General features: G+C 59.1%; 27 protein-coding genes and 2 tRNA genes. 16 read left to right on the top strand and 13 right to left on the bottom strand.

What is annotated here, in order from left to right; genetic code table 11:
- Position 1 precedes the first annotated feature (1 nt).
- From hisA to ASE98_RS25315, 5 genes are all read right to left on the bottom strand, one after another.
- The gene (gene hisA, locus ASE98_RS25335) at positions 2 to 739 is read right to left on the bottom strand and encodes a 1-(5-phosphoribosyl)-5-[(5-phosphoribosylamino)methylideneamino]imidazole-4-carboxamide isomerase (protein ID WP_060544053.1); all 738 of its coding nucleotides are present in this window, start codon (positions 737 to 739) and stop codon (positions 2 to 4) included.
- A 42-nt stretch (positions 740 to 781) separates the two neighbouring features.
- On the bottom strand, positions 782 to 1042 hold the full coding sequence (locus ASE98_RS25330; RefSeq protein WP_060544052.1) for a DUF2164 domain-containing protein: 261 nt from the start codon (positions 1040 to 1042) through the stop codon (positions 782 to 784).
- Positions 1043 to 1681, bottom strand: coding sequence for an imidazole glycerol phosphate synthase subunit HisH (hisH, locus tag ASE98_RS25325; protein WP_060544051.1), 639 nt, complete (start codon positions 1679 to 1681; stop codon positions 1043 to 1045).
- Positions 1681 to 2274 carry an imidazoleglycerol-phosphate dehydratase HisB gene (hisB, locus tag ASE98_RS25320; RefSeq protein ID WP_003186751.1) on the bottom strand — a complete coding sequence of 198 codons (594 nt, stop codon included), beginning with the start codon at positions 2272 to 2274 and terminating at the stop codon, positions 1681 to 1683. Before hisB ends, hisH begins: the two co-directional genes overlap by 1 nt.
- Positions 2275 to 2573: 299 nt before the next feature.
- Positions 2574 to 4238, bottom strand: coding sequence for an OFA family MFS transporter (locus ASE98_RS25315; protein ID WP_060544050.1), 1665 nt, complete (start codon positions 4236 to 4238; stop codon positions 2574 to 2576).
- A gap of 241 nt (positions 4239 to 4479) precedes the next feature.
- Here ASE98_RS25315 and ASE98_RS25310 point away from each other — a divergent pair, with 241 nt between their 5' ends.
- The 6 genes from ASE98_RS25310 (at position 4480) to ASE98_RS25285 (ending at position 9727) form a co-directional block, all read left to right on the top strand.
- Entirely contained in the window at positions 4480 to 4884 is a 405-nt protein-coding gene (locus tag ASE98_RS25310; RefSeq protein ID WP_060544049.1) for an acetyl-CoA sensor PanZ family protein, read from the top strand.
- A gap of 78 nt (positions 4885 to 4962) precedes the next feature.
- Positions 4963 to 7194 (top strand): AsmA family protein, encoded by a 2232-nt coding sequence (locus ASE98_RS25305; RefSeq protein ID WP_060544048.1) that lies wholly within the window; start codon positions 4963 to 4965, stop codon positions 7192 to 7194.
- Positions 7191 to 8258 (top strand): A/G-specific adenine glycosylase, encoded by a 1068-nt coding sequence (gene mutY / locus ASE98_RS25300; RefSeq protein ID WP_060544047.1) that lies wholly within the window; start codon positions 7191 to 7193, stop codon positions 8256 to 8258. The genes ASE98_RS25305 and mutY overlap by 4 nt, the downstream gene beginning before the upstream one ends.
- Complete coding sequence (locus ASE98_RS25295; protein WP_057397205.1) at positions 8255 to 8527, top strand: oxidative damage protection protein; 273 nt, start codon at positions 8255 to 8257, stop codon at positions 8525 to 8527. Before mutY ends, ASE98_RS25295 begins: the two co-directional genes overlap by 4 nt.
- 103 nt (positions 8528 to 8630) lie before the next feature.
- Positions 8631 to 8706 (top strand) — tRNA-Phe (locus ASE98_RS25290).
- Positions 8707 to 9289: 583 nt separating this feature from the next.
- Positions 9290 to 9727 (top strand): hypothetical protein, encoded by a 438-nt coding sequence (locus ASE98_RS25285; protein ID WP_060544046.1) that lies wholly within the window; start codon positions 9290 to 9292, stop codon positions 9725 to 9727.
- A gap of 156 nt (positions 9728 to 9883) precedes the next feature.
- Here the strand turns inward: ASE98_RS25285 and ASE98_RS25280 are convergent, their stop codons facing one another.
- Positions 9884 to 10333, bottom strand: a complete 450-nt coding sequence (locus ASE98_RS25280; protein WP_060544045.1) for a hypothetical protein — start codon at positions 10331 to 10333, stop codon at positions 9884 to 9886.
- Between the two features lie 221 nt (positions 10334 to 10554).
- Between ASE98_RS25280 and ASE98_RS25275 the strand changes: the two genes are divergently transcribed.
- From ASE98_RS25275 to ASE98_RS25265, 3 genes are read left to right on the top strand one after another with little or no spacing between them, the layout of a single operon-like run.
- Positions 10555 to 11529: an alpha/beta hydrolase family protein gene (locus ASE98_RS25275; protein WP_060544044.1), complete on the top strand. Its 975-nt coding sequence runs from the start codon at positions 10555 to 10557 to the stop codon at positions 11527 to 11529.
- Between the two features lie 32 nt (positions 11530 to 11561).
- Positions 11562 to 11978: a hypothetical protein gene (locus ASE98_RS25270; RefSeq protein ID WP_060544043.1), complete on the top strand. Its 417-nt coding sequence runs from the start codon at positions 11562 to 11564 to the stop codon at positions 11976 to 11978.
- A gap of 6 nt (positions 11979 to 11984) precedes the next feature.
- Positions 11985 to 12437 carry a hypothetical protein gene (locus ASE98_RS25265; protein ID WP_060544042.1) on the top strand — a complete coding sequence of 151 codons (453 nt, stop codon included), beginning with the start codon at positions 11985 to 11987 and terminating at the stop codon, positions 12435 to 12437.
- Positions 12438 to 12505: 68 nt separating this feature from the next.
- Here ASE98_RS25265 and gabP read toward each other — a convergent pair whose 3' ends face one another.
- Positions 12506 to 13897, bottom strand: a complete 1392-nt coding sequence (gabP, locus tag ASE98_RS25260; RefSeq protein WP_060544041.1) for a GABA permease — start codon at positions 13895 to 13897, stop codon at positions 12506 to 12508.
- Between the two features lie 562 nt (positions 13898 to 14459).
- On the opposite strand from gabP, the gene ASE98_RS25255 reads away from it, so the two are divergent.
- The 7 genes from ASE98_RS25255 (at position 14460) to ASE98_RS25225 (ending at position 19990) form a co-directional block, all read left to right on the top strand.
- Positions 14460 to 15233 (top strand): ABC transporter ATP-binding protein, encoded by a 774-nt coding sequence (locus ASE98_RS25255; RefSeq protein WP_060544040.1) that lies wholly within the window; start codon positions 14460 to 14462, stop codon positions 15231 to 15233.
- A gap of 13 nt (positions 15234 to 15246) precedes the next feature.
- A complete protein-coding gene (locus ASE98_RS25250; protein WP_060544039.1) occupies positions 15247 to 15996 on the top strand; it encodes an ABC transporter substrate-binding protein in 750 nt (249 codons plus the stop codon).
- Between the two features lie 78 nt (positions 15997 to 16074).
- Positions 16075 to 16770, top strand: a complete 696-nt coding sequence (locus tag ASE98_RS25245) for an ABC transporter permease (RefSeq protein WP_060544038.1) — start codon at positions 16075 to 16077, stop codon at positions 16768 to 16770.
- Entirely contained in the window at positions 16767 to 17456 is a 690-nt protein-coding gene (locus ASE98_RS25240) for an ABC transporter permease (protein WP_060544037.1), read from the top strand. The genes ASE98_RS25245 and ASE98_RS25240 overlap by 4 nt, the downstream gene beginning before the upstream one ends.
- On the top strand, positions 17437 to 18666 hold the full coding sequence (locus tag ASE98_RS25235; RefSeq protein WP_060544036.1) for a methyltransferase: 1230 nt from the start codon (positions 17437 to 17439) through the stop codon (positions 18664 to 18666). Before ASE98_RS25240 ends, ASE98_RS25235 begins: the two co-directional genes overlap by 20 nt.
- A 345-nt stretch (positions 18667 to 19011) precedes the next feature.
- On the top strand, positions 19012 to 19836 hold the full coding sequence (locus ASE98_RS25230) for an FkbM family methyltransferase (protein ID WP_060544035.1): 825 nt from the start codon (positions 19012 to 19014) through the stop codon (positions 19834 to 19836).
- Positions 19837 to 19914: 78 nt separating this feature from the next.
- Positions 19915 to 19990 (top strand) — tRNA-Thr (locus ASE98_RS25225).
- A 64-nt stretch (positions 19991 to 20054) separates the two neighbouring features.
- Here ASE98_RS25225 and ASE98_RS25220 read toward each other — a convergent pair.
- The 6 genes from ASE98_RS25220 to ASE98_RS25195 form a co-directional block, all read right to left on the bottom strand.
- Positions 20055 to 20765, bottom strand: a complete 711-nt coding sequence (locus ASE98_RS25220) for an SDR family NAD(P)-dependent oxidoreductase (protein WP_060544034.1) — start codon at positions 20763 to 20765, stop codon at positions 20055 to 20057.
- Positions 20766 to 20825: 60 nt separating this feature from the next.
- On the bottom strand, positions 20826 to 21047 hold the full coding sequence (locus ASE98_RS25215) for a tautomerase family protein (protein WP_060544033.1): 222 nt from the start codon (positions 21045 to 21047) through the stop codon (positions 20826 to 20828).
- Positions 21048 to 21361: 314 nt separating this feature from the next.
- A complete protein-coding gene (locus tag ASE98_RS25210) occupies positions 21362 to 21574 on the bottom strand; it encodes a hypothetical protein (RefSeq protein ID WP_060544032.1) in 213 nt (70 codons plus the stop codon).
- A 245-nt stretch (positions 21575 to 21819) separates the two neighbouring features.
- Positions 21820 to 22926, bottom strand: a complete 1107-nt coding sequence (gene aguA / locus ASE98_RS25205; protein WP_060544031.1) for an agmatine deiminase — start codon at positions 22924 to 22926, stop codon at positions 21820 to 21822.
- A 5-nt stretch (positions 22927 to 22931) separates the two neighbouring features.
- Positions 22932 to 23810 (bottom strand): N-carbamoylputrescine amidase, encoded by an 879-nt coding sequence (gene aguB, locus ASE98_RS25200; RefSeq protein ID WP_060544030.1) that lies wholly within the window; start codon positions 23808 to 23810, stop codon positions 22932 to 22934.
- 230 nt (positions 23811 to 24040) lie between these two features.
- The gene (locus ASE98_RS25195; protein WP_060544029.1) at positions 24041 to 26953 is read right to left on the bottom strand and encodes an aminotransferase; all 2913 of its coding nucleotides are present in this window, start codon (positions 26951 to 26953) and stop codon (positions 24041 to 24043) included.
- Between the last annotated feature and the right edge of the window lie 26 nt (positions 26954 to 26979).

Below are 26979 nucleotides of genomic sequence, written 5' to 3'. Positions count from 1 at the left end.
CTCAGCCTTTGTACGAATCGCAGAAAGCTTGCGCTTCGGCGACGTCGAGGGTGCCTTCGTAGATCGCGCGGCCAGTAATGGCGCCGATGATGCCCGGTGCCTTGGCGTCGAGCAGCGTCTTGATGTCACCCAGGTTATGGATGCCGCCGGAGGCGATTACCGGAATCTTGGTGGCTGCGGCCAGCGCAGCGGTGAACGGCACGTTGCAGCCTTGCATCATGCCGTCTTTGGCGATGTCGGTATAAACGATCGAAGACACGCCATCGGCTTCAAACTGCTTGGCCAGGTCGATCACCTGGATGGTGCTGATCTCAGCCCAGCCGTCAGTGGCGACAAAACCGTCTTTGGCATCCAGACCCACGATGATTTTGCCCGGGAACGCGCGGCAGGCTTGTGCAACGAAGGCCGGGTCTTTCACGGCCTTGGTGCCGATGATCACGTAGCTCACACCCGCTTTCACGTAGTGCTCGATGGTTTCCAGGGAGCGGATACCGCCACCGATCTGGATCGGCAGGTTCGGGTAGCGCTTGGCGATGGCGGTGACCACTTCGCCGTTGACCGGCTGGCCTTCGAAGGCACCGTTCAGATCGACCAGATGCAGACGACGGCAACCGCCCTCCACCCACTTGGCAGCCATGCTCACCGGGTCATCGGAGAACACTGTGGAATCTTCCATGCGGCCCTGGCGCAGACGAACACAGGCACCGTCTTTGAGATCGATAGCGGGAATAATCAGCATCTGGCAAACCTTCAAAATTGAATGTTCAGCTTGGCTCGGAAATCAGTTTTTCTCGAGCGCCCACAGGTCGCTTTCGATGCTTTCGAACCTCTCTTTGAGGTGCGTCTGCACATCGAAAATCGCCCTGTTGTAATAGTGCGGGGCAATTTCGCGGGTAAACAGCTCAAGGATTTCGGCCGCTTCGAACGAACCCAGGTCCAGTTCGAAGCGATCCTCCATGAAGCGTTTGATCTTGTGATTGGCCTCGCTCTCCTGTTCGGGAGTGAGGGTCAGGATCGGCGGCTTCGTTTTCTTGACTGCCATTTACCAACGACCGTCCCACGCAGCGAAGTTCTGCAGTAATTGCAGGCCATGGGTATGGCTCTTCTCCGGATGGAACTGCACAGCGAAACGCGAGCCTTCGGCCAGCGCGGCGGCGAAATCGACACCGTAGTGACCGCCACCCACCACCTGACGCGCGTTGGCGGCAGCGATGTAGTAGCTGTGCACGAAGTAGAAACGCGCCAGGTCAGGAATGTCATGCCACAGCGGGTGACTGACCTTCTGCTTCACCTGGTTCCAGCCCATGTGCGGGACTTTCAGATGCTCACCGTCTTCGTGCAGATCCTTGCCGAAGAACTTCACCTGACCCGGAAACAGGCCGATGCAGTCGACGCCGTCGTTTTCTTCGCTGTGATCAAGCAGGGCCTGCATGCCGACGCAGATGCCGAGGAACGGACGATCCTGGCTGACTTCGCGCACCAGCAAATCAAAGCCCAGGCGTCGGATCTCCGCCATGCAGTCACGAATCGCACCGACGCCGGGGAAAACCACCCGGTCAGCTTCGCGAATCACGTTGGCATCGCTGGTGATCAGGACCTTGCCGGCACCGACGTGCTCGAGGGCCTTGGCCACCGAGTGCAGGTTGCCCATGCCGTAATCGATAACCGCGACCGTCTGCATTACAGAACGCCCTTGGTCGAAGGCATTTGCCCGGCCATGCGGTCATCCAGCTCGACGGCCATGCGCAGGGCGCGGCCGAAAGCCTTGAACACGGTTTCGATCTGGTGGTGGGTGTTGTGCCCACGCAGGTTGTCGATGTGCAGGGTGACGTTGGCGTGGTTGACGAAGCCCTGGAAGAACTCCTGGAACAGGTCAACGTCGAAGCCGCCGACGGTGGCGCGGGTGTACGGAACATGCATCTGCAGGCCAGGACGGCCGGAGAAGTCGATCACCACGCGCGACAGCGCTTCATCGAGCGGCACGTAGGCGTGGCCGTAGCGACGGATGCCTTTCTTGTCGCCGATGGCTTTGGTGAACGCCTGACCCAGGGTAATACCGACGTCTTCCACGGTGTGGTGGTCGTCGATATGCAGGTCGCCCTTACTGACGATATCCAGGTCGATCAGCCCGTGACGGGCGATCTGGTCAAGCATGTGCTCAAGAAAAGGAACACCGATATCAAACCGGGCCTTTCCGGTGCCATCCAGGTTGATCGAGGCTTTGATCTGGGTTTCCAGAGTGTCGCGCTCGACTGACGCCTTACGTTCGGCCATCACCAGCTCCGCAAAATCATTGGGCGAAAAAGGTAGCCATTATAGGCGTGCGGGCGCCAAACAGAAACACGATACGTGATATCCCTGACGGGCTGAATCCAGCACCGCAGGCGATAGACATGTCCATACAAGCCATTTGGGCAGTACACAAAAACAATGTGGGAGCGGGCTTGCTCGCGAAAGCGGTGTTTAAGTCGACATTATCGGCGACTGACACACCGCTTTCGCGAGCAAGCCCGCTCCCACACGGGTGGTATACGGGACTGGCCCGAACCTCTCCAGATTCGGGCCAAGCACCTTTAGTGAAACAGTACTGCCGTCTTCTGCAGGGTCACCCAGACACCCCACGCCAACGGAAGACCCACCACCAGCCAGGCAGCCAGCGCCAGCGGCTTGGTGCCCGCCGCCGCTTTCCATTCCAGCGACGTGCTGCTGTCAGCCCCTTTATCGTGACCCAGCGCCTGCTCGGCAGCCAGTTCGGCCTCGGTCATGAAGTATTTGTCGGCCACCGGACGTATCAGCAGGTTGCACAGGAAACCCAGCACCAGCAGGCCGGCCAGGATGTACAAGGTGATGTCGTACGCCGCCGCACGCTCAACGCCGATACTCAGCTGATATTCACGCAGATAGTTCACCAACACCGGGCCCAATACGCCCGCTGCTGCCCACGCCGTCAGCAGGCGACCGTGGATAGCGCCGACCATTTGTGTACCGAACAGATCCGCGAGATACGCAGGAACGGTCGCAAAACCACCGCCATACATCGACAGGATGATGCAGAACGCTGCCACGAACAGCGCAATGTTGCCCAGGTGGCCGAGGTTCGGGATCAACGCGTACAGGGCAAAGCCCAAGGCGAAGAACACGAAGTAGGTGTTTTTGCGCCCCAGGTAATCCGAGAACGATGCCCAGAAGAAACGCCCGCCGATGTTGAACAGGCTCAGCAAGCCGGTGAATCCGGCGGCGATTGCAGCAATCGAGGCCAATTGCGCAGCATCCAACTGGCCAAAGGCCAGATCATTGCCCAGCAACTTGCCGGCGAACACTTCCTGCAGCAGCGGCGAAGCCATGCCGAGAATGCCGATGCCGGCGGATACGTTGAGGCACAGCACCAGCCACACCAGGCGGAACTGCGGTGTTTTCCACGCCACGTTCACGTGAACGTGGCGGTGGGTGATCATCGCGTTCGAGGCTTTTTTCGCCGGTGCGGTCCAGCCCTCAGGCTTCCAGCCGGTTGGCGGGACGCGGTAGGACAATGCGCCACCGATCATGAACACGAAGTAGATCGCGGCCATCACCAGGAAGCTCTGCCACACGCCAACGCTGGTTGGCGAAGCGAAATGCCCCATCAGCGCTGCGGCCAGCGGAGCGCCGACCATCGCACCACCACCGAAACCCATGATCGCCATGCCGGTGGCCATGCCGCGCTTGTCCGGGAACCATTTGATCAGGGTCGACACCGGCGAGATGTAACCCAGGCCCAGGCCGATACCGCCAATGACCCCGGAGCCGATCCACATGAGCCAGATCTGGTGCGTGTATACCCCCAGAGCGGAAATCAGCAGGCCACCACACCAGCACAGCGCCGACACGACACCAGCCTTGCGCGGCCCGGCATGTTCCAGCCAGCCGCCCCAGATTGCCGCCGAGCAACCGAGGAAGATGAAGAACAGGGTATAGATCCAGCCAAGCATCGAAATCGGCCAGTCACACTGGGACGAAAAGACTTGAGCGATGAAGCTCATGTCCGGCGCGCAAGCCACCGCTGCGGAGACACCCAAGGCCTTGGACAGTGGCAGCCAGAACACCGAGAAGCCGTAGGCCATGCCGATGCACAGGTGGATGGCCAGCGCGGCAGGTGGCACCAGCCAGCGGTTGAAACCGGGCTTGGCGATAATCCGCTCCTTGGACAGGAACGCAGGCTGATCGGCGCCGAGGCCGTCCGCCGTAATGCTCGTGGTCATTGTGAATCCCCCAATTATTAGTATGGTTCGCCCTGCCACCCGCCCCCCGGCCTTAATGCGCACGCATGACCGCTTATTGGAGTGCTGAGTATGGTTATGCGACATCAAGTCGCAGAAGGACGGACGAACGGGCAAAGGTTACCATCAGCAGACGATGGAAAAACCAAACTGACATCACCTTTTGTACGTTATCTGATCTCCCTCCTGCATAGAGAACGCGTACAACTTCACAGGAAACCATATGCCGATCATTGTTGAGCCGCTGCGCGAACCCTCTGACCAGGACCAACAAGACCTGCAGAAAATTTACCGCGACGCGCCAGACTGGTTGTTTGCACCGTTTGCCACGGATGCACAGCTGATCGAAGACTGCCTGCGAGACGGCTCGCTGATCGCCGGGCGCTTCAATGATCGACTGCTCGGTGCAGCTCGCTTGCAGCGGCACCAGGAGGTCTGGCACTTGTCCCACATTTGCGTACGAAAAATTACCCGTCGCCGCGGCGTCGCCGAGCGACTGGTGGCCGAAGCGCAAAAAATGGCTGCGCAAACCGGCTCAACCTTGCGCCTGCTGGCGCCTGCCGGGCACCTGGAAGCTCAGGCACTGGCAGCCAAGCTGAAACTGCCGCTTGATGTTCTTGCGCAGTGATCGCCGACCGGCCGTCTGGTCTGGAGCGCTATACTCCTCGGCTAAATTTTGAATTTGACTAATTACAAGGACTCGCCCATGAAAGCGTTCGGCAAAATCCTGGGTCTGGTACTTCTCGGGCTGTTGCTGATCATTGTGGCGCTGGGCTTTGCCCTGACCCACCTCTTCGATCCCAACGACTACAAAGACGAGATCCGCCAGATAGCCCGCGACAAGGCCCACATCGAGCTGACGCTCAATGGCGATATCGGCTGGAGCCTGTTCCCGTGGCTGGGGCTGGAGCTGCACGATGCCAGTGTGGCGACCCTGGTCAAACCGACCGAACCGTTCGCCGACTTGCAGATGCTCGGCCTGTCGGTGCGCGTGCTGCCGCTGCTGCGCCGTGAGGTGCAGATGAGCGACGTGCGCGTCGAAGGCTTGAACCTGCGACTGGTCCGCGACAAGGACGGCCACGGCAATTGGGAAGACGTCGGCAAGGCACCGGCTCCGACCGGCTCCGCCACCTCGACCACACCTGCCGTCACCGGCGAGCCTGTACCGCAAACCACTGCACAAGCGGAAAAACCGGCTCTGCCAATGCGTCTGGACATCGACAGCCTGACCGTCAATAACGCCAGGGTCGAGTACAACGACGAGAAAACCGGCAGGCAGTTCAGCGCCGAAAGCATTCAACTGAGCACCGGCGCGGTGCATGACTCCACCAACATCCCGGTCAAACTCACCGCATTCCTCGGCACCAACCAGCCAGTGCTGCGGGTCCGCACCGAGCTCAACGGCGAGTTGCGTTTCGAGCGCGCCTTGCAGCGCTACAAATTCGAAGACCTGAAACTGTCCGGTGAAGTCGCTGGCGATCCATTGCAAGGCAAGACCGTGACTTTCGCAGCCCAGGGCCAGTTGCTGCTGGACAAGGCCGCCAATGTCGCCGAGTGGACCGGCATCAAGATCTCCGCCAACCAGCTGCGGGCATTGGGCGAACTGAAGGTCAATGACCTCGACAAGACCCCGCAGGTCAGCGGTGGCATTTCGATTGCACAGTTCGACCTGGCGCAATTCATCGACAGCATCGGCCAGCAACTACCGGCCATGGCTGAAGGCAGCCTGCGCAAAGTCGAACTGGTCAGCCGCTTGGCAGCCACACCGACCAGCGTGGCGTTCGACAACATCAACCTGAAAGTCGACGACAGCTCCTTCAGCGGCCGCATTGCCGTCGAAGATTTCGCCAAACAATCGTTGCGCGCGGTACTCAAGGCCGACACTTTCAACGTCGACCGTTACCTGCGCCCAAAATCAGCCGAAGCCAACAGCGCGACACAAGTGCGTCAAGCTGAAGTTGCCAGTACCGAAGCCGATGCCCTGGCTGGCGCCGGCAGCACCCCATTGCCCCAGGCACCCACCAAGGAGGCGTGGAGCAACGAGCGCCTGCTGCCGGTGGAGCGCCTGAGCAAGCTCGATGTGGACGCCGACCTGACCTTCGGCCAACTGACCCTGGAAAAACTGCCGATCCAGAACGCGGCCCTGAAGGCGGCGGGCCAGGGCGGCCTGTTGACCCTGCAAAACCTTCGCGGTGATCTGTATGGCGGCACCTTTGAAGCCACGGGCACCCTCGACGTGCGCCAACCGGTGTCAGTGCTGAACATGCAGACGAAGATCAGCCGGGTCCCGGTTGAAAAAATCCTCGAAAGCCAGGGCAAGAATCCGCCCGTCAAAGGCCTGGTCACGCTCAACAGCGCCCTGACCGGCAGCGGCAACAGCCAGAAAGCGCTGATCGAAACACTCAATGGCAACGCCAGTTTCGTCATCAACAATGGCGTGCTGCTCAATGCCAACCTTGAACAGCAGCTGTGCAAGGGCATCGCCACCCTCAACCGCAAAACCCTCAGCGGCGAACCACGTGGCAAGGACACACCGTTCCAGGAGCTCAAGGGCAACCTGACCTTGCGCAATGGCGTGGCCAGCAACCCGGACCTGAAAGTGCGCATTCCGGGCATGACCGTCAACGGTGACGGCGACATCGACCTGCGCGTGCTGGGCATGGATTATCGCGTCGGCATCATCGTCGAAGGCGACAAGAGCGACATGCCCGACCCGGCTTGCCAGGTCGGCGAGAAATTCGTCGGTATCGAGTGGCCATTGCGCTGCCGTGGACCGCTGGAACTGGGCGCCAAGGCTTGCCGCGTGGATAACGAACGCATGGGTCAGGTGGCAAGCAAGCTGGCCGGCGAGCGAATCAGCGAAAAAATCGACGAGAAGCTCGGTGACAAGGTCAGCCCGCAACTCAAAGACGCGCTCAAGGGGCTGTTCAAGCGATGAGAGCCGAGCAGTTTTCATCGGCGGTACTGGACTGGTTCGACCGCCATGGCCGTCACGATTTGCCCTGGCAGCAGGACATCAACCCCTATCGGGTGTGGGTCTCGGAAATCATGCTGCAGCAGACCCAGGTCAGCACCGTGCTGAATTACTTCGACCGCTTCATGGCCTCGCTGCCGACGGTCGAAGCCCTGGCCGCCGCGCCGGAAAACGAAGTGCTGCACCTGTGGACGGGGCTGGGTTACTACACCCGCGCGCGGAACCTGCAGAAGACCGCGAAAATCGTTGTCGAGCAGTACGGTGGCGAGTTTCCCCGTGACGTGGGAAAACTCACCGACCTGCCGGGCATCGGCCTGTCCACCGCCGGCGCAATCGCCAGCATCAGCATGGGCCTGCGCGCGCCGATCCTCGACGGCAACGTCAAACGCGTGCTGGCGCGCTTTACCGCACAAGAGGGCTACCCGGGGGAGCCCAAGGTTGCCAAACAGCTCTGGGCCAACGCTGAGCGCTTTACACCGCATGATCGGGTCAACGCCTACACCCAGGCGATGATGGATCTCGGCGCCACGCTCTGCACCCGCAGCAAACCGAGCTGCCTGCTCTGCCCGCTGGAAAAGGGCTGCGAAGCCCACATGCTCGGCCTTGAGACCCGCTACCCGATCCCCAAGCCGCGCAAAGCCGTGCCACAGAAGCGCACGCTGATGCCGCTGCTCAGCAACGGCGAGGGCGCGATCCTGCTTTACCGTCGCCCTTCCACGGGCCTCTGGGGCGGCCTCTGGAGCCTGCCGGAACTCGACGACCTCGACGACCTGCAACATCTGGCTGCACAACACTCGCTGGAACTCGGAGCGCAACAGGCCTTGCCGAGCCTGGTGCACACCTTCAGTCATTTCCAGTTATCCATCGAACCCTGGCTGGTCCAGGTCCAGGAGAGCGGCCATCACGTGGCCGAGGCCGACTGGCTCTGGTATAACCTCGCCACCCCGCCGCGCCTGGGCCTTGCCGCCCCGGTCAAAACCTTGCTCGAACGCGCGGCCGCCGTATTGAACGCAGGAGAGTCGTCATGACCCGCACCATCATGTGCCGCAAGTACAAAGAAGAATTGCCCGCCCTGGAGCGCGCTCCATTCCCGGGCGCCAAAGGCCAGGACATTTTTGACCACGTCTCGGCCAAGGCCTGGGCCGACTGGCAAAAGCACCAGACCCTGCTGATCAACGAAAAACGCCTGAACATGATGAACGCCGAAGATCGCAAATATCTTCAGGGCGAGATGGACAAGTACTTCTCCGGCGAGGATTACGCCAAGGCCGAAGGCTACGTGCCGCCGTCGGAATAACCCCGATTTATCGGGGGTCGGATCGTAAGCGACGGTAATAATTAAATTTTTTTTGAAAACTTGCTTGACGACCCCCTGAAAAACCAGTTTAATGCGCCCCGTTGCCCAGATAGCTCAGTCGGTAGAGCAGGGGATTGAAAATCCCCGTGTCGGCGGTTCGATTCCGTCTCTGGGCACCAAAATACCGAGAAACCCCAAGGAACAATGTGTCCTTGGGGTTTTTTATTGCCTGCGATTTAATGGCCGCCAGACTACTCCCGCACTACCCATCCCCCAAGAGCCTTCAGCGCTCGCTTCTGAAACATTGCCCACTCTCCGGCACACATCCCACACGAAACGACGACCAGGCAAGCACAATGGCAAAGGGCTACCTACAATCAGTGCCACTATCTATGCGTCATGGCAACACGAATGCGCACAACGCAACCGGGTTCGAGATTCAATTGGTGGGGGTAACCACTCTCCACACTACCGACCTGATTGCCTGACTGAGAGTGTGTCAGGGGCGACTCCGTCCCTGACACAAGATGCTGAAAACCCTGAATCGCAAGATTCAGGGTTTTTTATGCCCGGGATTTAGCAAAAAGCCTTCCCCGCCGAAAACTCCTACCTCTGTCAGCGCCTTTTCACTCAAGTTGTACCAACTGCTCATACACCGTTTTAGGATGACTCTCATAGAGCGCATAAGCCTATCCAGTTGAAACTAGCGCAGCAGCAAATCTGCCTGCATGTACTCAGTTTTCAACGTAAGGAAGCAGCTTTTTGAACACGCTTGTAAAGTTCCTCGCCCTATCGACAATCATTGCCACCGCCAGCGGTTGCGTCAGCTACAACAACAGCCAACCTTCTTCGCCGATCGACAGCACGGTCAAGGCAGACCTGAAAGCAGACATCGCCGTCGGTGATGCCATCTCCGGCCAGTCTTCGGTCAACGTGCTGTTCGGCTTCCTGAAGTTTGGTGGCGACTCCCAGTTTGCCGATGGCGTCAGCTACGGCGGTCAGAGCGGTGGATTAAGTGGCCTTGGCCTGGACCCGGTCAGCGCAGTTAAATCCGCTGCTGCCTACAAAGCTGTAAAATCTTCCGGGGCCGACCTGATCGTCGCACCTCGGTATGAAGTGAACGAAGAAAACTACTTCATCTTCAAGAAAGTATCCGTCACGGTAAAAGGCAATAAAGGCAACATCCGCAGCATCCGCTAACTCCCTTCCCCCAGGTGATTGTTCAGCAAAAACTCAATTGCGCTTTGGCAAACCGAAAAACCTAGCGCATTGCAATCCGCAAGCAGCCATTGAGAAATGGTTGCTTGTGGACTTGAGTACTGATTGGGCTGCCCCTTCTACGCCTTGCCTTTCTCGCTAGCTATCACTATTCCAGTGGAACACCAGGTTACTCGCTGCACCACTGCCTACATCCACCGTTTCACGCCGCTCTTCACCATTGCGCGTCGCGACAACGGAGTACTTGCCGGCAGGTAATTGAACATAGACCAGCGGACCTGCGTCACTCAGCGTCAGCACGGTTTGTCCTTGGGCTTTCTGGATGACGATATCTACATCGGGTATGTACTTGTTATCCGCTCCGACCGCGAACGTCATGTGCAGGTTATAGCCAGTGGCCTGCTGGATGGCCTTTGATTCGTCCTCTCCAACACCACCGGACAGATAAGCGATCCCGTTTTGCTCCTGCCGCTGAACCTGTACGCCCGAACTGTCGATTGCCGCGGGGGTGGCGGCAGGCGACATGGCTGGAAACATGAACAGGCCAACCGTGGCGATCGGCAATAGAAGTGAATGGATAATCTTCATGATGGCGACTCCCGGGCTCTGGGGAGCCCACTCGTTACCCTGCTTTGATTTCCTCGCGAAGGTACGAGTTTTAGATTGATTCAGTCTTGGGCCGATTACGGAACGTACTACGCGAGCCACCCGCGGATCTCCCCTGCCATCGGCTCGTGATAGCCCCAATGGATTGTTCATCTGCACCGCGAAGACTATCGTTGTCACCTATCCGCAAAGGACAGGCACCGATGAGTTTGCAGGAAACACCACCACTGGCTCCTACTCAAATAGAGCTGCCGCTGACGACTGGCACCTGCGGCGAAGCCTTCACTGAGCGCGCCCCAGACGGCTTCATGCTCGGCGGTTTTTCCTGGCGGCACGCTAGCCAGGACACCGCTCGCGCGGTTGTCATCATCAACGCCGCCACCTCGGTCCGCTGCCGCCACTACTCGCGCTTCGCCGATTACCTGTTCGCCAACGGCTTCGATGTCATCACCTATGACTACCGTGGTATCGGCGAGTCGCGCCCGGCATCGCTCAAAGGGCTCCAAGCATCATGGAGTGATTGGGGAGCGCTGGATTTCGAGGCGATGCTGCAACGCGCACAGCGCGAGTTTGCGGGTCAGCCAGTCGATGTCGTTGGCCACAGTTTTGGCGGCTGCGCAGCAGGGTTGGGTGCGTCCGGGCATTTGATCCGGCGCTTGTTGACCGTCGGTGCACAATTCGCTTACTGGCGCGACTACGCCCCGGCCCATCGCTGGCGGATGTTCGGCAAATGGCACGTGCTGATGCCACTGGTGACGTTGATCTACGGTTATTTCCCCGGCAAACGACTGGGCTGGCTGGAAGACACACCTGCTGGCGTGGTCCGAGACTGGAGCACGCCGACTGCGAAGTACGAAAAACGCCCCAGCGGCCGTGTCATCCACGCAAGCAGTGGTCGCCTGCCCTTCGCCGCAGTCACCGCGAGGACCCTGGCAATCAGCCTCAGCGACGATCCCTACGGTACCATTGCGGCCATCGAACGCCTGCTCGGCTACTTCAGTAATGCGAGCACAACCCATCTTCGAATCGAACCGCCAGACATCGGCGAACAAGAAGTTGGGCATTTCGCCTTTTTTCGCAGCGCATACCAAGCCACACTATGGCCCATTGCATTGTCCTGGCTGCAAAACGGCGAACTGTCCCCCGATACACCCGGGCGGACAGTGCCGCGCAGCTGACAACCCTTTCAATGAATTACGGAACAACGCCCATGGCCTCCGCCAACAAGCAGCAAAAACGCGCCACCCGCGCCAAAGCCAAGGCCAAGCAGAACCGCACCCAACGGGCTGCCGCGCCGGTCGAGCTGGACCCGAACGACGATCGCATCGACTTCGAATCGGTGGACTTGACCGAATTGTTCAAAAAGATGATCGACGCCGAAAAGATCAGCCAGCAGGCCATGTGCACTGTCTTCCTCGAAGACCCACTGCTGGAGCTGGTGTACGAGCAGGAAGGCGAAGAAGGCGCGATGGACTTCATACTGGCCGCCTTGATCGAATATCGCCAATGGTCGACCGAAACCGACGAGGCGGGCGCCCTGGCGTGGATTGAATCACCAGCCTTCCAGGCTGACTACGTGGCGGCCTCCGATGCCATCGCTGCGCAAACCCAACAAAAACCGAACTGAGTTCCCATGGCCTCCCTGAACAAGCAACAGAAACGCGCCAAGCGCGCAAAAGCCAAAGCCAGGCAAATCAACATCCACGGCAGAAAACCCGCCGTGCTGGATGATGACCTTGGCCACCTCGACGAGCCGATCCCGGAATACACCCTGGCAATGTTCAGCAAAATGCGCGACGCGGAAGCCGTCAGCCGTAGCGAAATGCTCTCGGTGCTGCTGACGAACCTCGCCTTTATCATCGTCGACCATCCAGAATTGCTGGACATGGAAAACGCCGACGACGAAGGCATGGCTGCTACCCACCTGGCCGCAGACATGCTGATCGACTACCGCATGTGGGCCGACGGCATGGACCGCGAGGCCGCCCAGGCCTGGCTGAGCGAGCCGCAGTTCATCAAGGACTTCGGTGATGCACTGGACGTGTACCGCGATTCGCTGGATGCGCCGGACGAAAAAGCCGAGTAAGGGTTACTGCTAAAAAAACGGCCGCTTGTCATCACTGACAGCGGCCGTTTTGCGTTACGCGATACGAATCAGCTCAGCACCACCGCGCCACGCTTTTGCAGCTTGCGACGACGCGATATCAGCAGACCGGCGGCAACCACCAGAATACTCAGCAGGCCGGTCGCGAGGATTTCCACGCGGTGGGCGTCCTGGAACAGCATGATGGTCAGGGCCGCGACGATGAACACGATCACCGCGTAGGTCAGGGTCGGGAACAGCCACATGCTGAAGACGATTTTCTCACCGCGAGCCATACGCTGTTTGCGCATGCGCAGTTGCGAGATCGCAATCACCAGATACACCAGCAGGGCAATGGCGCCGGAGCTGGCCAGCAGGAACTCGAACACTGCGGCCGGGGCCACGTAGTTGGCGAATGTGGCCAGGAACGCAGCACCAGTGGACAGCATCACCGCCCAGTAAGGCGTACCGCTCTTGTTGGTGCGCGTGGACATGGACGGCGCATCACCGCGTTTGCCCAGGGAGAACATCATGCGCGAAGACGTGTAGAGCGCCGAGTTCAGGCAGCTGGTCACGGCGACCAGCACCACGATGTCGACAATCATCTTGGCATTCGGAATGCCCATGCGTTCAAGCACAGTCTGGTAGGAACCGACGCTGGCCAGTACCGGGTCGTTCCATGGCACCAGGGCCACGACGATGAAGATCGATACGAGGTAGAACAAGCCGATCCGCCAGATCACCGAATTTGTGGCCTTGGAGATTTGCTTGCCCGGATCCTTCGATTCCGCGGCCGCGATGGTGACGATCTCGGTACCCATGAACGAAAACATCGTGGTCAGGATCGCACCCAACACTGCGCCCATGCCGTTTGGCAGGAAGCCTTGGGTATCGAACAGGTGCGACACGCCGCTGACCTGACTGGTCGGCATGAAGCCGAAGATCGCCATGACACCCAGAGCAATGAAGCCAATGATCGCTACAACCTTGAGCAGAGCGAACCAGAACTCGAACTCACCGTAGTTCTTCACGCTGAACAGGTTGGTGACGGTCAGCAGCATTGTGATGACCAGGGCGAACGCCCAGATATCCACGCCAGGGAACCAGGCATGCAGGATGGTGGCGGCGGCGTTGGCCTCCAGCGGAATAACCAGCACCCAGAACCACCAGTACAACCAGCCGATGGTGAAACCGGCCCAGTGACCGATCGCACGGTCGGCGTAGGTCGAGAAGGAGCCAGTGTCTGGCGATGCAACAGCCATTTCACCGAGCATGCGCATTACCAACACCACCAGCATGCCGGCCGCAGCGTAAGCCAACAGCACCGCCGGGCCTGCGGCTGCGATGGCGTGACCCGAGCCGACGAACAGGCCGGCACCGATAACCCCGGCAATCGACAGCATCGTCACATGACGCGGTTTGAGCCCCTGTTCGAGGCCGTTAGAGCTTTGGGTACTGCTCATTGAAACTACCTTTGTAAGGAAAAGCGAATGCTTGCAACCCATTTGCGTCCTTCTCGTAAAAAGAAGCCAACGGGGCGTTCTGGATTCTGCACGCAATAAATGCGCCAAAATGTTTCAACTCCCTCTAATCCGGCGATCTCGACCTGACCGGACAGTCGTCGCAAGTCATTGAAAATAATGGCACTTTGCCAAAGCGTTACCCTGCGACTCACTTCTGGTGACAAAAAAACGCACCGGAAACACATCCGGAAATGGGTCTGAGCACAATAAAAGTGCAGATCTGCAACGTTTGGCCGGATAGCGCTTCCAACACCCCGTCAAAGCTGGCAACATCGCGCCTTTTTTTGCGACAGCCGCCGCGCTTTTTAACAACAGGCAAGGTTCAAACGGCTGTTCGGTTGTTGATGGGGCGACAGTCTGCTGTGCCGATGCGACAACCTGCCACATGCCACCCGCTTACCGCACTTAGCGCTGTTGGCTGCCATTGAAACGCTATGCTAGGTTGGCCGCCTCGCCAGGAAGGCCGCCAACAGCAGGAGCGCAACATATATGAGGAACGCACATGGCTGAGGCCACGCCCGCGCTTGAAATCCGCAACTTGCACAAACGCTACGGTTCGCTGGAGGTGCTCAAGGGCATCTCGCTGACCGCTCGCGACGGCGATGTGATCTCGATCCTGGGTTCCTCCGGCTCCGGCAAGTCCACGCTCCTGCGCTGCATCAACCTGCTGGAAAACCCTCATCAGGGCCAGATCCTGGTGGCCGGCGAAGAGCTCAAGCTCAAGGCCGCAAAAAACGGCGAGCTGGTCGCCGCCGACGGCAAGCAGATCAACCGCATGCGCAGCGAAATCGGTTTTGTGTTTCAAAACTTTAATCTGTGGCCGCACATGAGCGTGCTCGACAACATCATTGAGGCCCCGCGCCGCGTGCTCGACCAGAGCAAGGCCGAAGCCATCGAAGTCGCCGAAGCCCTGCTGGCCAAGGTCGGCATTGCCGACAAGCGCCATGCCTATCCCGCGCAATTATCCGGCGGCCAGCAACAACGCGCGGCCATCGCCCGCACCCTGGCCATGCAGCCGAAAGTCATCCTGTTCGATGAGCCGACTTCCGCGCTTGACCCGGAAATGGTCCAGGAAGTACTTAATGTCATCCGCGCCCTGGCCGAAGAAGGTCGCACCATGCTGCTGGTCACCCATGAAATGGGCTTCGCCCGTCAGGTCTCCAGCGAAGTGGTGTTCCTCCACCAAGGCCTGGTAGAAGAGCAAGGATCGCCACAGCAGGTGTTTGAAAACCCGCTTTCGGCGCGCTGCAAACAATTCATGTCCAGCAACCGCTAACGGAGCTACCCGCATGCAGAACTACAAAAAGGTCTTCCTGGCAGCCGCCGTCACCCTGGCTTTCAGTGCCGGCGCCATGGCTGAAACCCTGAAGATGGGTATCGAAGCGGCTTACCCGCCGTTCAACAACAAAGATGCCAGCGGCAACGTTGTCGGCTTCGACAAGGAAATCGGCGACGCCCTGTGCGCCAAGATGAAAGTCGAGTGCACCGTGGTGACCTCCGACTGGGACGGCATCATCCCGGCCCTGAACGCCAAGAAGTTCGACTTCCTGATCTCTTCGATGTCGATCACCGACGAGCGCAAGCAAGCGGTGGACTTCACCGAACCGTACTACTCCAACAAGCTGCAGTTCATCGCACCGAAAAACGTCGACTTCAAAACCGACAAGGCTGCGCTGAAAGGCAAAGTGATCGGCGCCCAGCGCGCGACGCTGGCCGGCACCTTCCTGGAAGACACCTATGGTGACGACATCACCATCAAGCTGTACGACACCCAGGAAAACGCCTACCTCGACCTGACTTCCGGTCGTCTGGACGGCATCCTTGCCGACAAGTACGTCAACTACGAGTGGCTGAAAAGCGAAGCCGGCCGTTCCTACGAGTTCAAGGGCGACCCGGTGGAAGAGAGCGACAAGATCGGTATCGCTGTGCGTAAAGGCGACCCGATCCGCAACAAGCTCAACGATGCGCTGAAAGAAATCGTCGCTGACGGCACCTACAAGAAGATCAACGACAAGTACTTCCCGTTCAGCATCTATTGATTCTGACCTGCCTGACCGGCGCCGCTCCAATGCGTCGCCGGTTCTCGGCATTGCCTGCCGCGATTTGAAAAGAAATCCATGATTATCGACCTCTACGGATTCGGCCCGGCGCTCGCCGCTGGCGCGCTGATGACTGTGAAACTGGCACTCTCGGCCTTGTGCCTGGGGCTGGTGCTCGGTCTGCTCGGCGCCTTGGCCAAGACTTCACCGTACAAGCCGCTGCAATGGCTTGGCGGTACTTATTCGACCCTGGTACGCGGTATCCCGGAATTGCTCTGGGTGCTGTTGATCTACTTCGGTACGGTCAACCTGATGCGGGCCCTGGGTGAGTTCTTCGGCAACCCCGACCTGGAACTCAACGCCTTCGCCGCCGGCGTGATTGCGCTGGGCCTGTGCTTCGGCGCCTACGCCACGGAAGTGTTTCGCGGCGCCATCCTCGCCATTCCCAAGGGCCATCGTGAGGCCGGCGTGGCCTTGGGCCTGTCGAAATGGCGGATCTTCACCAAGCTGATCATGCCGCAAATGTGGCGCATCGCCCTGCCGGGCCTGGGCAACCTGTTCATGATCCTGATGAAAGACACCGCACTGGTGTCGGTGATCGGCCTGGAAGAAATCATGCGTCACGCACAAATCGGCGTGACCGTGTCCAAGCAGCCGTTCACCTTCTACATGGTGGCCGCCTTCATGTACCTGGGTCTGACGATCCTGGCCATGACCGGCATGCACTTCCTGGAAAAACGCGCCGCTCGCGGCTTCGCGAGGAGCACCCAATGAACTGGGAAGTCATCATCAAGTGGCTGCCGAAACTGGCCCAGGGCGCGACCCTGACCCTGGAACTGGTCGCCATCGCCGTGATCGCCGGTTTGCTGCTGGCGATACCGCTGGGCATCGCCCGCTCGTCGCGCCTGTGGTGGGTGCGGGCATTTCCCTACGGCTATATCTTCTTTTTCCGTGGCACGCCGTTGCTGGTTCAACTGTTCCTGGTCTACTACGGCCTGGCGCAGTTCGACGCGGTCCGTAACAGTTCAATGTGGCCGTACCTGCGCGATCCGTTCTGGTGTGCCACGGCGACCATGACTCTGCACACCGCCGCCTACATCGCCGAAATCCTGCGTGGCGCCATTCAGGCGATTCCACCGGGCGAGATCGAAGCAGCACGGGCACTGGGCATGTCCAGAACCAAGGCGTTGATCTACATCATCCTGCCCCGCGCTGCGCGGATCGGCTTGCCCGCGTACAGCAACGAAGTGATCCTGATGCTCAAGGCCAGTGCCCTGGCCAGCACCGTGACCCTGCTGGAATTGACTGGCATGGCCCGCACCATCATTGCCCGGACCTACCTGCCGGTGGAGATCTTCTTCGCCGCGGGCATGTTCTACCTGGTGATGGCTTACGTGCTGGTGCGCGGCTTCAAGCTGCTGGAGCGCTGGTTGCGCGTCGATGCCTGCCAAGGACGTTGATTGCCGGGTGTTGACGGGCGAGGACTTGCTCGCCCGTTTCACCGCGCTGGATGCTTTTCTCACAGAGCATCAGGCGTTGTGGAAGCCGCGACCGTTCACCCACCTGCAGCTTCCCTGGGAAACCTCCTGCCCCGAGCTATCCGTTTGGCTTCGCAAGCGGACGCTGGAAGACGCAGAGGCCAGTCATAACCAACCTTGTATGCTCCACGCGCCGGAGCCCTTTGCGACCCTGGCGGCGATGTCGCGGACGCTGAGTGCAGTAGATCAATTACCGCCACATGAGCTTCCAGCAGCGGGCCATCGGCTGAATGTCGATGTACCCGGGCGCAAGTGGCAACAGATCGAAGCCTTCGCCAGTCGGCTGGCATTCGATACTCCACCCGCGCATTGGCTGGACTGGTGCGCCGGCAAGGGTCACCTGGGTCGACGCCTGCTGCAACCAGGGCAACAACTGACCTGCCTGGAATACGACCCCGCCCTGGTGACCAGCGGCCAGGCGCTCAGCCAACGACATCAGCTTAGGGCGCTGCATATCGAACAGGATGTGCTCGCAGCAGATACAACGGCGTTATTGAGCGCGGCCTACACTCCCGTCGCCCTGCACGCCTGCGGCGACCTGCATGTGCGGCTGATCCAGCTGGCCAGCGCGGCAGGCTGCAAACAACTGGCCATTGCGCCTTGCTGCTATAACCGTATCAGCCAGCCCAAATATTCAGCGATCTCTTACGCCGCCAAGGATTCCGACCTGCAATTGTCGCTCGATGACCTGGCGCTACCCATGAGCGAAACGGTCACCGCCGGCGCTCGGGTCCGACGCCAACGCGATACCTCCATGGCCCGGCGCCTGGGTTTCGATTTGCTGCAACGGCAACTGCGCGGCGTGGATGAGTACCTGCAAACCCCCTCCCTGCCCAGTGCCTGGCTGGACAGGTCCTTCGCCGATTACTGCCATCATTTGGCCGCACTCAAAGAATTATCCACAACAGGTCCGCAGAACTGGCCTGAACTCGAGGCCGCCGGTTGGCGGCGGCTGGCCGAAGTGCGCAATCTGGAACTGCTGCGCGGGCTTTTCCGACGCCCGCTGGAGCTTTGGCTGGTGCTCGATCGGGCATTGTTCCTTAGCGAGCAGGGCTTTGCCGTTCGTCTGGGCACCTTCTGCGAAACCCCGCTTACACCGCGCAACTTCCTGCTCCTGGCTGAACGCCCTTGAAACGCGCCCAGCCTGTGGATAACTCTGTTGATTAAATAATCGCGGATCCAATAAATACGGCTGTTTGTTGGCGGAATCGTTACTGTTCATTTTTTGTTCACGCACCAAAAAAACCCAAAAAACAGGTATTTGCGAACAAACGAGAACGGATTCACAAAAATCGGAAATGAACGGAAGCGGCGTCAGGCCGGATGTGCATAAGCATTCTATGCAAAGGACATAAGCGCCGAATCCCGGACCCCAAGAGGGGGAAATTGCGCCACTTCGCGACTCTTGTTATACACACACCCAAGGACGCCGACAGTGCGGCCACGAACAAGAAAACCAATTCGACAGGACGCGACAGTGACGTTCATTTCTTACGCACAGAATTTCGAAGACATACGCCTGTGGCGCGCCCTCAAAAACGTCGAAAACGGCTTCTATATCGATGTCGGGGCAAACGACCCCAGCCATGACTCAGTCACCAGGGCCTTCTACGACAATGGCTGGACAGGCATCAACGTCGAACCGATGCCCAACTACTACGACGCCCTGTGCCTGCAACGCCCCAAAGACACCAACCTGCAATGCGTAGCCGGTGAAAGCGCCGACAACCTGACCTTCTACACCATTGCCGGAACCGGCCTGTCGACTCTCGAGCCGGCCATGGCCAAATTGCACAAAGACGCCGGCATGGACGTACGCAGCCAAACGGTCACCTCCCGCACCCTGACCTCCATTTGCGAAGAACACGCCCGGGGCCGCGCCATCCACTTCCTGAAAATCGATGTCGAAGGCCATGAGGAAACCGTCCTGCGTGGCATGGACTTCAGCCAATGGCGACCATGGGTCATCCTCATCGAGACCCCGTGGGAACGCAATCAAACTTGGGAAAACCTCGTCACCGACGCCGGCTATCACTCCATCCTGTTCGATGGCATCAATACCTACTACCTCGCCGAAGAAAACTTGAACCTCAAGCCTGCCTTCGACATCCCGCCGTGCAACCTGGACGAATTCCAGTTCTGCAAAGGCCACAAGTTCAGCCACCCCGTCGGCGACGCCGAACACCAACTCGCCACCGCCCTGCAACGCGCCGAACAGGCCGAAGCACAGCTGCGCGCGATGCAAAAAAGTCGAACCTGGCAAGCCATTCAGAAACTCAAGAAAACCCTGCTGCGCGCCTGACCTGAAGCCCGGACAAAAATAGTCAGAATTCAGGGGTTTACAGAAGCTATGCAATCGCTATAATCGTCGCCCTGACACGCCGGTATAGCTCAGATGGTAGAGCAACTGACTTGTAATCAGTAGGTCCCGGGTTCGATTCCTGGTGCCGGCACCATACAAAACAAAGCCCTCGTAGAAATACGAGGGCTTTGTTGTTTCTGTCGTCCGGAAAACAGGTCTCAGTGACCCGCACTCTGCCCGCCATCCACGTGCAGGATTTCGCCAGTAACAAACTTGGCGCCATCCAGGTACACGACCGCCTGCGCAATATCGTCGATCTCGCCCATATGCCCGACCGGGTGCAGGTTGCCCAGTGCTTCATGGGTTTCTGCGCCGTGCATCGGCGTCTTGATGATGCCGGGGCTGACTGCGTTCACCCGAATCCCGCGTTTGGCGTATTCGATAGCCAGGGATCTGGTCGCCGCGTTCAAGCCGCCTTTGGTCAGCGACGCCAGTACCGATGGCACTCCGTCGATGGCGTGATCCACCAGGCTGGTGGTGATGTTGACGACGTGGCCGCTGCCCTGTTTTTCCATCTCGGCGATGGCGAGCTGGGTGATGTAGAAGAAGCCATTGAGGTTCACCGACAACACGTTGGCATAGTCTTCAGGGGTATAAGCGGTGAACGGTTTTGCGATGAAGATCCCGGCGTTGTTGACCAGCGTATCGATACGACCGAAACGGGCAATGGCTTCGCGGATGACCCGCTGAGCAGTGGCCGGTTCGCCGATGTCGCCGGCGACAGTGAGAATGTCCGGATCGCTGGATGGCTTGATCGAGCGCGACGTGGCGACGATCCGGTAACCGAGTTCACGGAAGGCCTTGACCATGCCGTCGCCGAGACCTTGGGATGCGCCGGTGATAACGATGACTTTTTTCGAATGGCTCATGATGAATACCTCTGACGACAATAATTATTAAAAAGCGACCAATTCACCGACACACGGCTGTCATGACGGCCCCTCATTCTCAGCCAACTGCTTGCGGTACTGGGTGGTGGTGATCCCGGCGTAACCCCAGTTATCGGTGTCGACTTCCTCAATCACGATGTGGGTCAGTTCAGGGCGTTTGTTGAGCACGCGCTCCAGGGTTTCGGTGATTTCGGCGATCACCTGAGCCTTCTGCTCAGTGGTAACGCCATCGCGGGTAATGCGTACGCTTACGAAAGGCATGAGGACATCTCCAGTGACCTTCCCGTCGGGATGATGGGGAGGTGTTGGAACTCAATGTATGGAGTTAGCAGAGGGGGATAAAGGTGGGGGCCGGAACATCATTAGTTACGCGATGTAATGAGTTATATAAGACTCGCGTTGTGGTCCTGGCATAGGTTTACACCTGCTTCAGTCTCCAAACTGCGGGGGTTGGCGTCAGGTGGTAGTGCGTTAAAGATCAAAAGATCGCAGGCTGCGATTTTTGATTTTTTCTCAAAAAAAAAGCGCCACCATCGCGGCAGCGCTTTTTCCTGATCAATCCGTTGTCGTTGTTCCTATCCTTCCATTACATCCCACAACGCTTCCAGTTCCGCCTCGCTGAACAATCCAGCAGGGTAGCGCTCGATCATTGTCCGGCGCGGATCAGTCTCACCGATCTGACACGTTTCGTTGGACTTGAACCAGTGCGCCAGACTCTGGAGCGATTCGCTGTTTACCGCCAGGGGATGCATTGCCCGCTCGCTTGCTACATTCACTTCGGCGTTCATTCCAGCGCTCTCTCCCGGTTTTTGAGCGGCTAACTTATCCAAGGTTTATGACAGAACATCGAAGTCCTTCCCCTCCCCGTCTTGCACATGCGCAGATACAAGAGCTGTGCCAAGGTCGCTGAAATGTCGCCAGCCGGATAAAAAAAAGCCCGCGATCCTTGAGGTCTGCGGGCTTTCGGTATCAGCGATGAAGTCAAAGCCTGACAAACTGATTTTGCAATCAACTCAATATGTTACAACCGCACTCACTCTTTGTGCGGCGCAGGCTGCTGCTGGGTAAGGCAGTGAATATTGCCGCCCCCCAGTAACAGTTCGCGACCCGGCACCATGACCACTTCGTGCTGCGGGAACAGGTTCTGCAAAATTTCTTTTGCGGGAGCATCCTGCGGGTCATCGAAACTCGGGGCAATGATGCCGCCGTTGACGATCAGGAAGTTCACGTAGGAGCCGGCCAGACGAACAGTCGGATTACGCTCCTGAGTACCGTCCACCGGATCGACACCGGCGCATTCTTCCTCGGTTGCAAACAGCGGACCCGGAATCGGCATCTTGTGCACCGTAAATGGGCGGCCTTTGGCGTCGGTGCTGTTTTGCAGCACGTTCATTGCCGCTTGGCAGCGCGGGTAGTTCGGGTCTTGCGGATCATCGGTCCAGGCCAACAGCACTTCACCCGGACGCACGTAGCAGCAGAAGTTATCCACATGACCGTCGGTTTCGTCGTTGAACAACCCGTCCGGCAGCCAGATGACTTTATCCACAGCCAGATTCGCGCTCAGCACCGCTTCGATTTCCCCACGGTTCATGTGCGGGTTGCGATTGTGGTTGAGCAGACACTCTTCGGTGGTGATCAGGGTGCCTTCGCCGTCGACATGAATCGAGCCGCCTTCAAGCACGAAGCCTTCGGTGCGGTAGCGCGGGCTGCGCTCGATTTCGAGGATCTTGCCGCCGACCTGGGAATCACGGTTCCACGGTGAATACAGACCGCCTTCGAAACCGCCCCAGGAGTTGAAATCCCAGTTCACACCACGGACTTCACCGCTGTTGTTGATGACGAACGTCGGGCCGGTATCCCGGACCCAGGCGTCATCGCTGGACATTTCCACCACGCGGATATTCGGCACGTCCAGGCGGGAACGAGCGTTCTCGTACTGGCCGGCGGAGACTGCCACGGTCACCGGTTCAAAACGCGCAATGGCTTTGGCCACAGCGACATGAGCGGCTTGTGCCGGTTTGCCGCCCAGGCGCCAGTTGTCCGGGCGCTCGGGCCAGATCATCCAGGTCTGGGTTTGGGGTGCCCACTCGGCTGGCATGTAGAAGCCGTCGGCGCGAGGGGTGCTGTTCAAAGTGGTCATGGCAATCAGGACTCCAGGGAACCGTCGAGGGTTTTCAGAGCGCCGTACAGGTCTGGACGACGGTCGCGGAACGAACCCCACGCGCTGCGGATGTGCTCCAGCTCGTCGAGGTCGAAATTGTGCACCAGAATACCTTCTTCGGTTTTATTGAGCTCCTGAACTTTCTCGCCGAACTGGTTGGCGATGAATGACGAGCCGTAGAAGGTAATGTCGTAGCCGTCCTGCTCTTCGTTGCCGATACGGTTGCTGGCGATCAACGGCATCAGGTTGGCACCGGCATGGCCCTGCTGCACACGCTGCCAGTGATCCCGTGAGGAAATGGTCTTGTCGTGGGGCTCGCTGCCGATGGCGGTCGGGTAAAACAGGATCTGCGCCCCCAGCAAGGCCATGCTGCGCGCACATTCCGGGAACCACTGGTCCCAGCAGATGCCCACGCCGATCTTCGCGTACCGGGTGTTCCACACTTTGAAGCCGGTATCACCCGGATTGAAATAGTACTTTTCGTGATAGCCAGGGCCGTCGGGGATGTGGCTCTTGCGATAAACCCCCAGGTTGCTGCCGTCGGCATCGATGATCGCGACGCTGTTAAAGCGAGCACGCCCCGCCAACTCGTAGAAGCTGATCGGCAGCACGACTTGCAACTCTTTGGCGACTTTCTGGAAGTGCCTGATGGCAACGTTGTCTTCGACAGTTGTGGCCAGCTGCAGGTAATCCGGATTCGGCTTCTGGCAGAAGTACGGGGCTTCGAACAGTTCCTGGATCAGGATAATTTGCGCGCCTTTGGCTGCGGCCTCGCGGACCAGCTTTTCAGCGGTCTCGATGTTGGCTTCAAGGTCCCAGGAACAGGCCATCTGGGTAGCGGCGACGGTAACGTTACGACTCATGAAACATCTCCGGGGCAAGCGCTGGAATCGAGCTTGGCATCGATCCATACAGAAATGGGAGCCCCGGGCAGGGTCATTCACGCCGTGGGCAACGGCGACTTTATAACCGATTAATATCGACTTTAGAAGCTCATAAAATGCGTTACGTCTTAAACGAAGTATTTATTATCGATAACAATCGGCATTTAATCCGTGTAGGAGCTGTCGCAAGCTGCTCCTGCACGGATCGATCAGAGTCCCTCAGCCAGCACCTTCGACAGCATGTCGACAAAGAAATCCACGCTCTGGCGCGAGGTGACCATCGGCGGCTTGATCTTCAGGACATTCAAGAAGTCGCCAGTCGGTTGCATGAAGATCCCCAGTTCACGCAAGCGCTCGCACAGCGCCGTGGTTTCTTCGGTCGCCGGCTCCAGGGTTTCTCGGTTGCGGATCAATTCGACGCCCAGATAGAAACCGGAGCCGTGCACCGCACCCACTAACGGATGAATATCGATCAGCGCTTCCAACCGCTGCTTGAAATGCCCGCCGACGACCTGGGCGTTTTCCCAGAGCTTTTCCTCTTCCATCACATCCAGCACCGCCATGCCGATCTGGCAACTGACCGGACTGCCGCCGGCGGACGAGAAGAAGTAGCCCTCGGCCTCGAGCGCTTCGGCAATTTCCCGGCGGGTAATCACCGCGCCCAACGGCTGGCCGTTACCCATGCCCTTGGCCATGGTGATGATGTCCGGCACCACGCCCTGCTCTTCAAAGCCCCAGAAGAAGTCGCCCATGCGTCCATAACCGACCTGTATTTCGTCGGCGATGCACACACCGCCACGGTCACGCACCAGCCCATAGACTTGCTGCAGATAACCCGGTGGCAGCGAGATACCACCGGCATTACCGTATACCGGCTCGCAAATGAAGCCAGCCAGTTGACGATTCTGCCCGGCGATTTTCGCCAGGTTGTGTTCGACGCTGCGCACGTAGTCCGGCGTACTGTCCGGGCCACGGAACTCGCCTCGATAGGTGTTCGGTGCAGTCACCGGATGCACCCAGTCCGGGCGGCTGCTCAAGGCCTTGGGGTTGTCTGCAATAGAGGTCGAGACCGCGTCGGCGCCTACCGTCCAGCCGTGGTAGGCCTCCAGCACGCTGAGCATGTCGCGGCCGCCGCTGTAGGCCCATGCCAGGCGAATCGCCAGGTCGTTGGCCTCGCTGCCACTATTGACCAGGAACACCCGATCCATGCCATCCGGTGACAATTTCAGCAGGCGCTCGGAGAACTCGGCCACCGCCGCGTAGTTGAAACGCGAGTTGGTGTTGAGCAGTGACCACTGCCGGCTGGCGACCGCCGCCATGCGCGGATGGCCATGGCCCAATACCGCGACGTTGTTGAGCATGTCGAGATAGGAGCGGCCCTGCATGTCGATCAAATGATTGCGCCAGCCACGCTCGATGCGCGGCGGGTCGACGTAATAGTGTTTTTGCGTGCGGGCGAAACTGGCGTCGCGGCGGGCCAGCAAAGTCGGCCCATCGAGTTCGGGCTCCGCGTCACAGGCCAGCCCCAGCAGCGCTGCCGGCGATGGACACAGTGCTTGCCAGGCTGCCGCACGCGACGGCGCACAGAACAACGGCGCATCGATAGAAGCCCCCCGGCACAACTGCACCAACAGCGGCCCGCTGACAGAACCCAGCACCTGGCCTTTAACCAGCGCCGCGCCGCTGTGCAGCGACGGTGTGACACCCCACAGGCGTAGACTCAGTTGCGGGCCGTCGAGTTGCAACAACCCCGTTGCCGACAAATGCACCACCCCGGCAAACGGCGCTTCGACCGGTGTGCCCTGGGGTACGTGCAACTCAACGTGCAACGGGCAAGTGTCGGGTTCAATGGCACTGTCCGGCCGGGTCCTGGACAAGCGATATTGCCCGTAGCGACTGGCTGCCAGACCATGCGCCGCTGCCGCTTCGCTCAACAGGCGTTGATCGATGCCTTGCTGCTCCCAGTTACCGGCTTCGAAATGCGGGCTGAGCACGCCCAGGTCAATCAAGGCAAACTCGCGCCCCACCAGATTGGGTAGCAGCGGCGCGAAACCTTCACTGTTGATGACTGGCAGGTTCTCGCCGACCGACGTCAGAATCACAGCCTCCATCAAAGCCAACGGCACCGAGGTGGCGACGCGGAAGATCTCCCACTCGTGGACCAGATTGTCGCGACTGTAGGCATTGCCCGGATCGATGCTGACCTGCTGTTCACCGCTGAGCACCAACACCGCCGCCCGGGCCACGATCAACGGCCAGAGCGCCAGCAGTTCTTCACGTTGCAACGGGTTGACCGCGTGATAGGCCTGGATCGCCGGCAGAATGCACAACGGATTGCCTTCGCCGTGATGCAGCAGCGCAGCGCAGGTCACCGACAGATCGGTGATACGCCAGGTACGCACCAGATCGCCGAAATCGATGACCCCCTGCAATTGCCAGTGGCGCTGCGCATCACGTTGCCACACCACGTTGTCATCGGTGATATCCATGTGGATGGCCTGCACCGGCAGCTTGTCTTCCAGCGGCTGCAAATGGCGCTCGGCCTGTTCGGATGCTTCGACAATCAGTCGACGCAGGGTTTCATCCTTGATCACGGGCAACAAATGCGCGATCAGCGCATGGGCGTGGCGAGCGTCCCACTGCAGGGTTCGCACCAGCCCCGGATGATCGAAATCAGCCAGTGCCAGATCCATCTCGCCGCACAACCGACCGAAACCGGCCACCACGGCAGGATTGAAATACTCGAGGCTCGTCAGGGGCTGGCCTTCGATGTAATCGAGCAGGCGCACATGCACCGCATCACCGCCGACATCCAGGGAAAGCAGGTCTGCTCCGTTTTTTGCCGGAATCACTCGTGGCACGTGTACATCCGGGTGCTCGCCCAAATGCCTGAGCCCCGCGTGCTGGGCTTGCAACTCCAGCGTCGCATAGTCGCCGCGGCAGATTTTCAGGACAAAACGTCCCTGGTCAGTATCGACGCGGTAGTTCAGGTCCTGCTGACTGCCAAGGGCCTGTAATTTTCCGCTGAGCCCGTAATGTTCTTCCAACAGCTCAAGCGCTTGCTCCGCAGACACCTGCGGGCTGGGCAAACTGGCGCGATGAATCAACGTGGCAAGCGACATACAACGACCCCTGAAATTTCATTAGA

Source organism: Pseudomonas sp. Leaf48, from assembly GCF_001421885.1.
GTDB lineage: Bacteria > Pseudomonadota > Gammaproteobacteria > Pseudomonadales > Pseudomonadaceae > Aquipseudomonas.
This window is presented reverse-complemented; position numbering and strand designations above follow the sequence as displayed.

Excerpts from the sequence above, each read along its gene's own strand:
- hisA (WP_060544053.1), bottom strand. The coding sequence starts at position 739 with ATGCTGATTATTCCCGCTATCGATCTCAAAGACGGTGCCTGTGTTCGT.
- ASE98_RS25330 (WP_060544052.1), bottom strand. The coding sequence starts at position 1,042 with ATGGCAGTCAAGAAAACGAAGCCGCCGATCCTGACCCTCACTCCCGAA.
- hisH (WP_060544051.1), bottom strand. The coding sequence starts at position 1,681 with ATGCAGACGGTCGCGGTTATCGATTACGGCATGGGCAACCTGCACTCG.
- hisB (WP_003186751.1), bottom strand. The coding sequence starts at position 2,274 with ATGGCCGAACGTAAGGCGTCAGTCGAGCGCGACACTCTGGAAACCCAG.
- ASE98_RS25315 (WP_060544050.1), bottom strand. The coding sequence starts at position 4,238 with ATGACCACGAGCATTACGGCGGACGGCCTCGGCGCCGATCAGCCTGCG.
- ASE98_RS25310 (WP_060544049.1), top strand. The coding sequence starts at position 4,480 with ATGCCGATCATTGTTGAGCCGCTGCGCGAACCCTCTGACCAGGACCAA.
- ASE98_RS25305 (WP_060544048.1), top strand. The coding sequence starts at position 4,963 with ATGAAAGCGTTCGGCAAAATCCTGGGTCTGGTACTTCTCGGGCTGTTG.
- mutY (WP_060544047.1), top strand. The coding sequence starts at position 7,191 with ATGAGAGCCGAGCAGTTTTCATCGGCGGTACTGGACTGGTTCGACCGC.
- ASE98_RS25295 (WP_057397205.1), top strand. The coding sequence starts at position 8,255 with ATGACCCGCACCATCATGTGCCGCAAGTACAAAGAAGAATTGCCCGCC.
- ASE98_RS25280 (WP_060544045.1), bottom strand. The coding sequence starts at position 10,333 with ATGAAGATTATCCATTCACTTCTATTGCCGATCGCCACGGTTGGCCTG.
- ASE98_RS25275 (WP_060544044.1), top strand. The coding sequence starts at position 10,555 with ATGAGTTTGCAGGAAACACCACCACTGGCTCCTACTCAAATAGAGCTG.
- ASE98_RS25270 (WP_060544043.1), top strand. The coding sequence starts at position 11,562 with ATGGCCTCCGCCAACAAGCAGCAAAAACGCGCCACCCGCGCCAAAGCC.
- ASE98_RS25265 (WP_060544042.1), top strand. The coding sequence starts at position 11,985 with ATGGCCTCCCTGAACAAGCAACAGAAACGCGCCAAGCGCGCAAAAGCC.
- gabP (WP_060544041.1), bottom strand. The coding sequence starts at position 13,897 with ATGAGCAGTACCCAAAGCTCTAACGGCCTCGAACAGGGGCTCAAACCG.
- ASE98_RS25255 (WP_060544040.1), top strand. The coding sequence starts at position 14,460 with ATGGCTGAGGCCACGCCCGCGCTTGAAATCCGCAACTTGCACAAACGC.
- ASE98_RS25250 (WP_060544039.1), top strand. The coding sequence starts at position 15,247 with ATGCAGAACTACAAAAAGGTCTTCCTGGCAGCCGCCGTCACCCTGGCT.
- ASE98_RS25245 (WP_060544038.1), top strand. The coding sequence starts at position 16,075 with ATGATTATCGACCTCTACGGATTCGGCCCGGCGCTCGCCGCTGGCGCG.
- ASE98_RS25240 (WP_060544037.1), top strand. The coding sequence starts at position 16,767 with ATGAACTGGGAAGTCATCATCAAGTGGCTGCCGAAACTGGCCCAGGGC.
- ASE98_RS25235 (WP_060544036.1), top strand. The coding sequence starts at position 17,437 with ATGCCTGCCAAGGACGTTGATTGCCGGGTGTTGACGGGCGAGGACTTG.
- ASE98_RS25220 (WP_060544034.1), bottom strand. The coding sequence starts at position 20,765 with ATGAGCCATTCGAAAAAAGTCATCGTTATCACCGGCGCATCCCAAGGT.
- ASE98_RS25215 (WP_060544033.1), bottom strand. The coding sequence starts at position 21,047 with ATGCCTTTCGTAAGCGTACGCATTACCCGCGATGGCGTTACCACTGAG.
- ASE98_RS25210 (WP_060544032.1), bottom strand. The coding sequence starts at position 21,574 with ATGAACGCCGAAGTGAATGTAGCAAGCGAGCGGGCAATGCATCCCCTG.
- aguA (WP_060544031.1), bottom strand. The coding sequence starts at position 22,926 with ATGACCACTTTGAACAGCACCCCTCGCGCCGACGGCTTCTACATGCCA.
- aguB (WP_060544030.1), bottom strand. The coding sequence starts at position 23,810 with ATGAGTCGTAACGTTACCGTCGCCGCTACCCAGATGGCCTGTTCCTGG.
- ASE98_RS25195 (WP_060544029.1), bottom strand. The coding sequence starts at position 26,953 with ATGTCGCTTGCCACGTTGATTCATCGCGCCAGTTTGCCCAGCCCGCAG.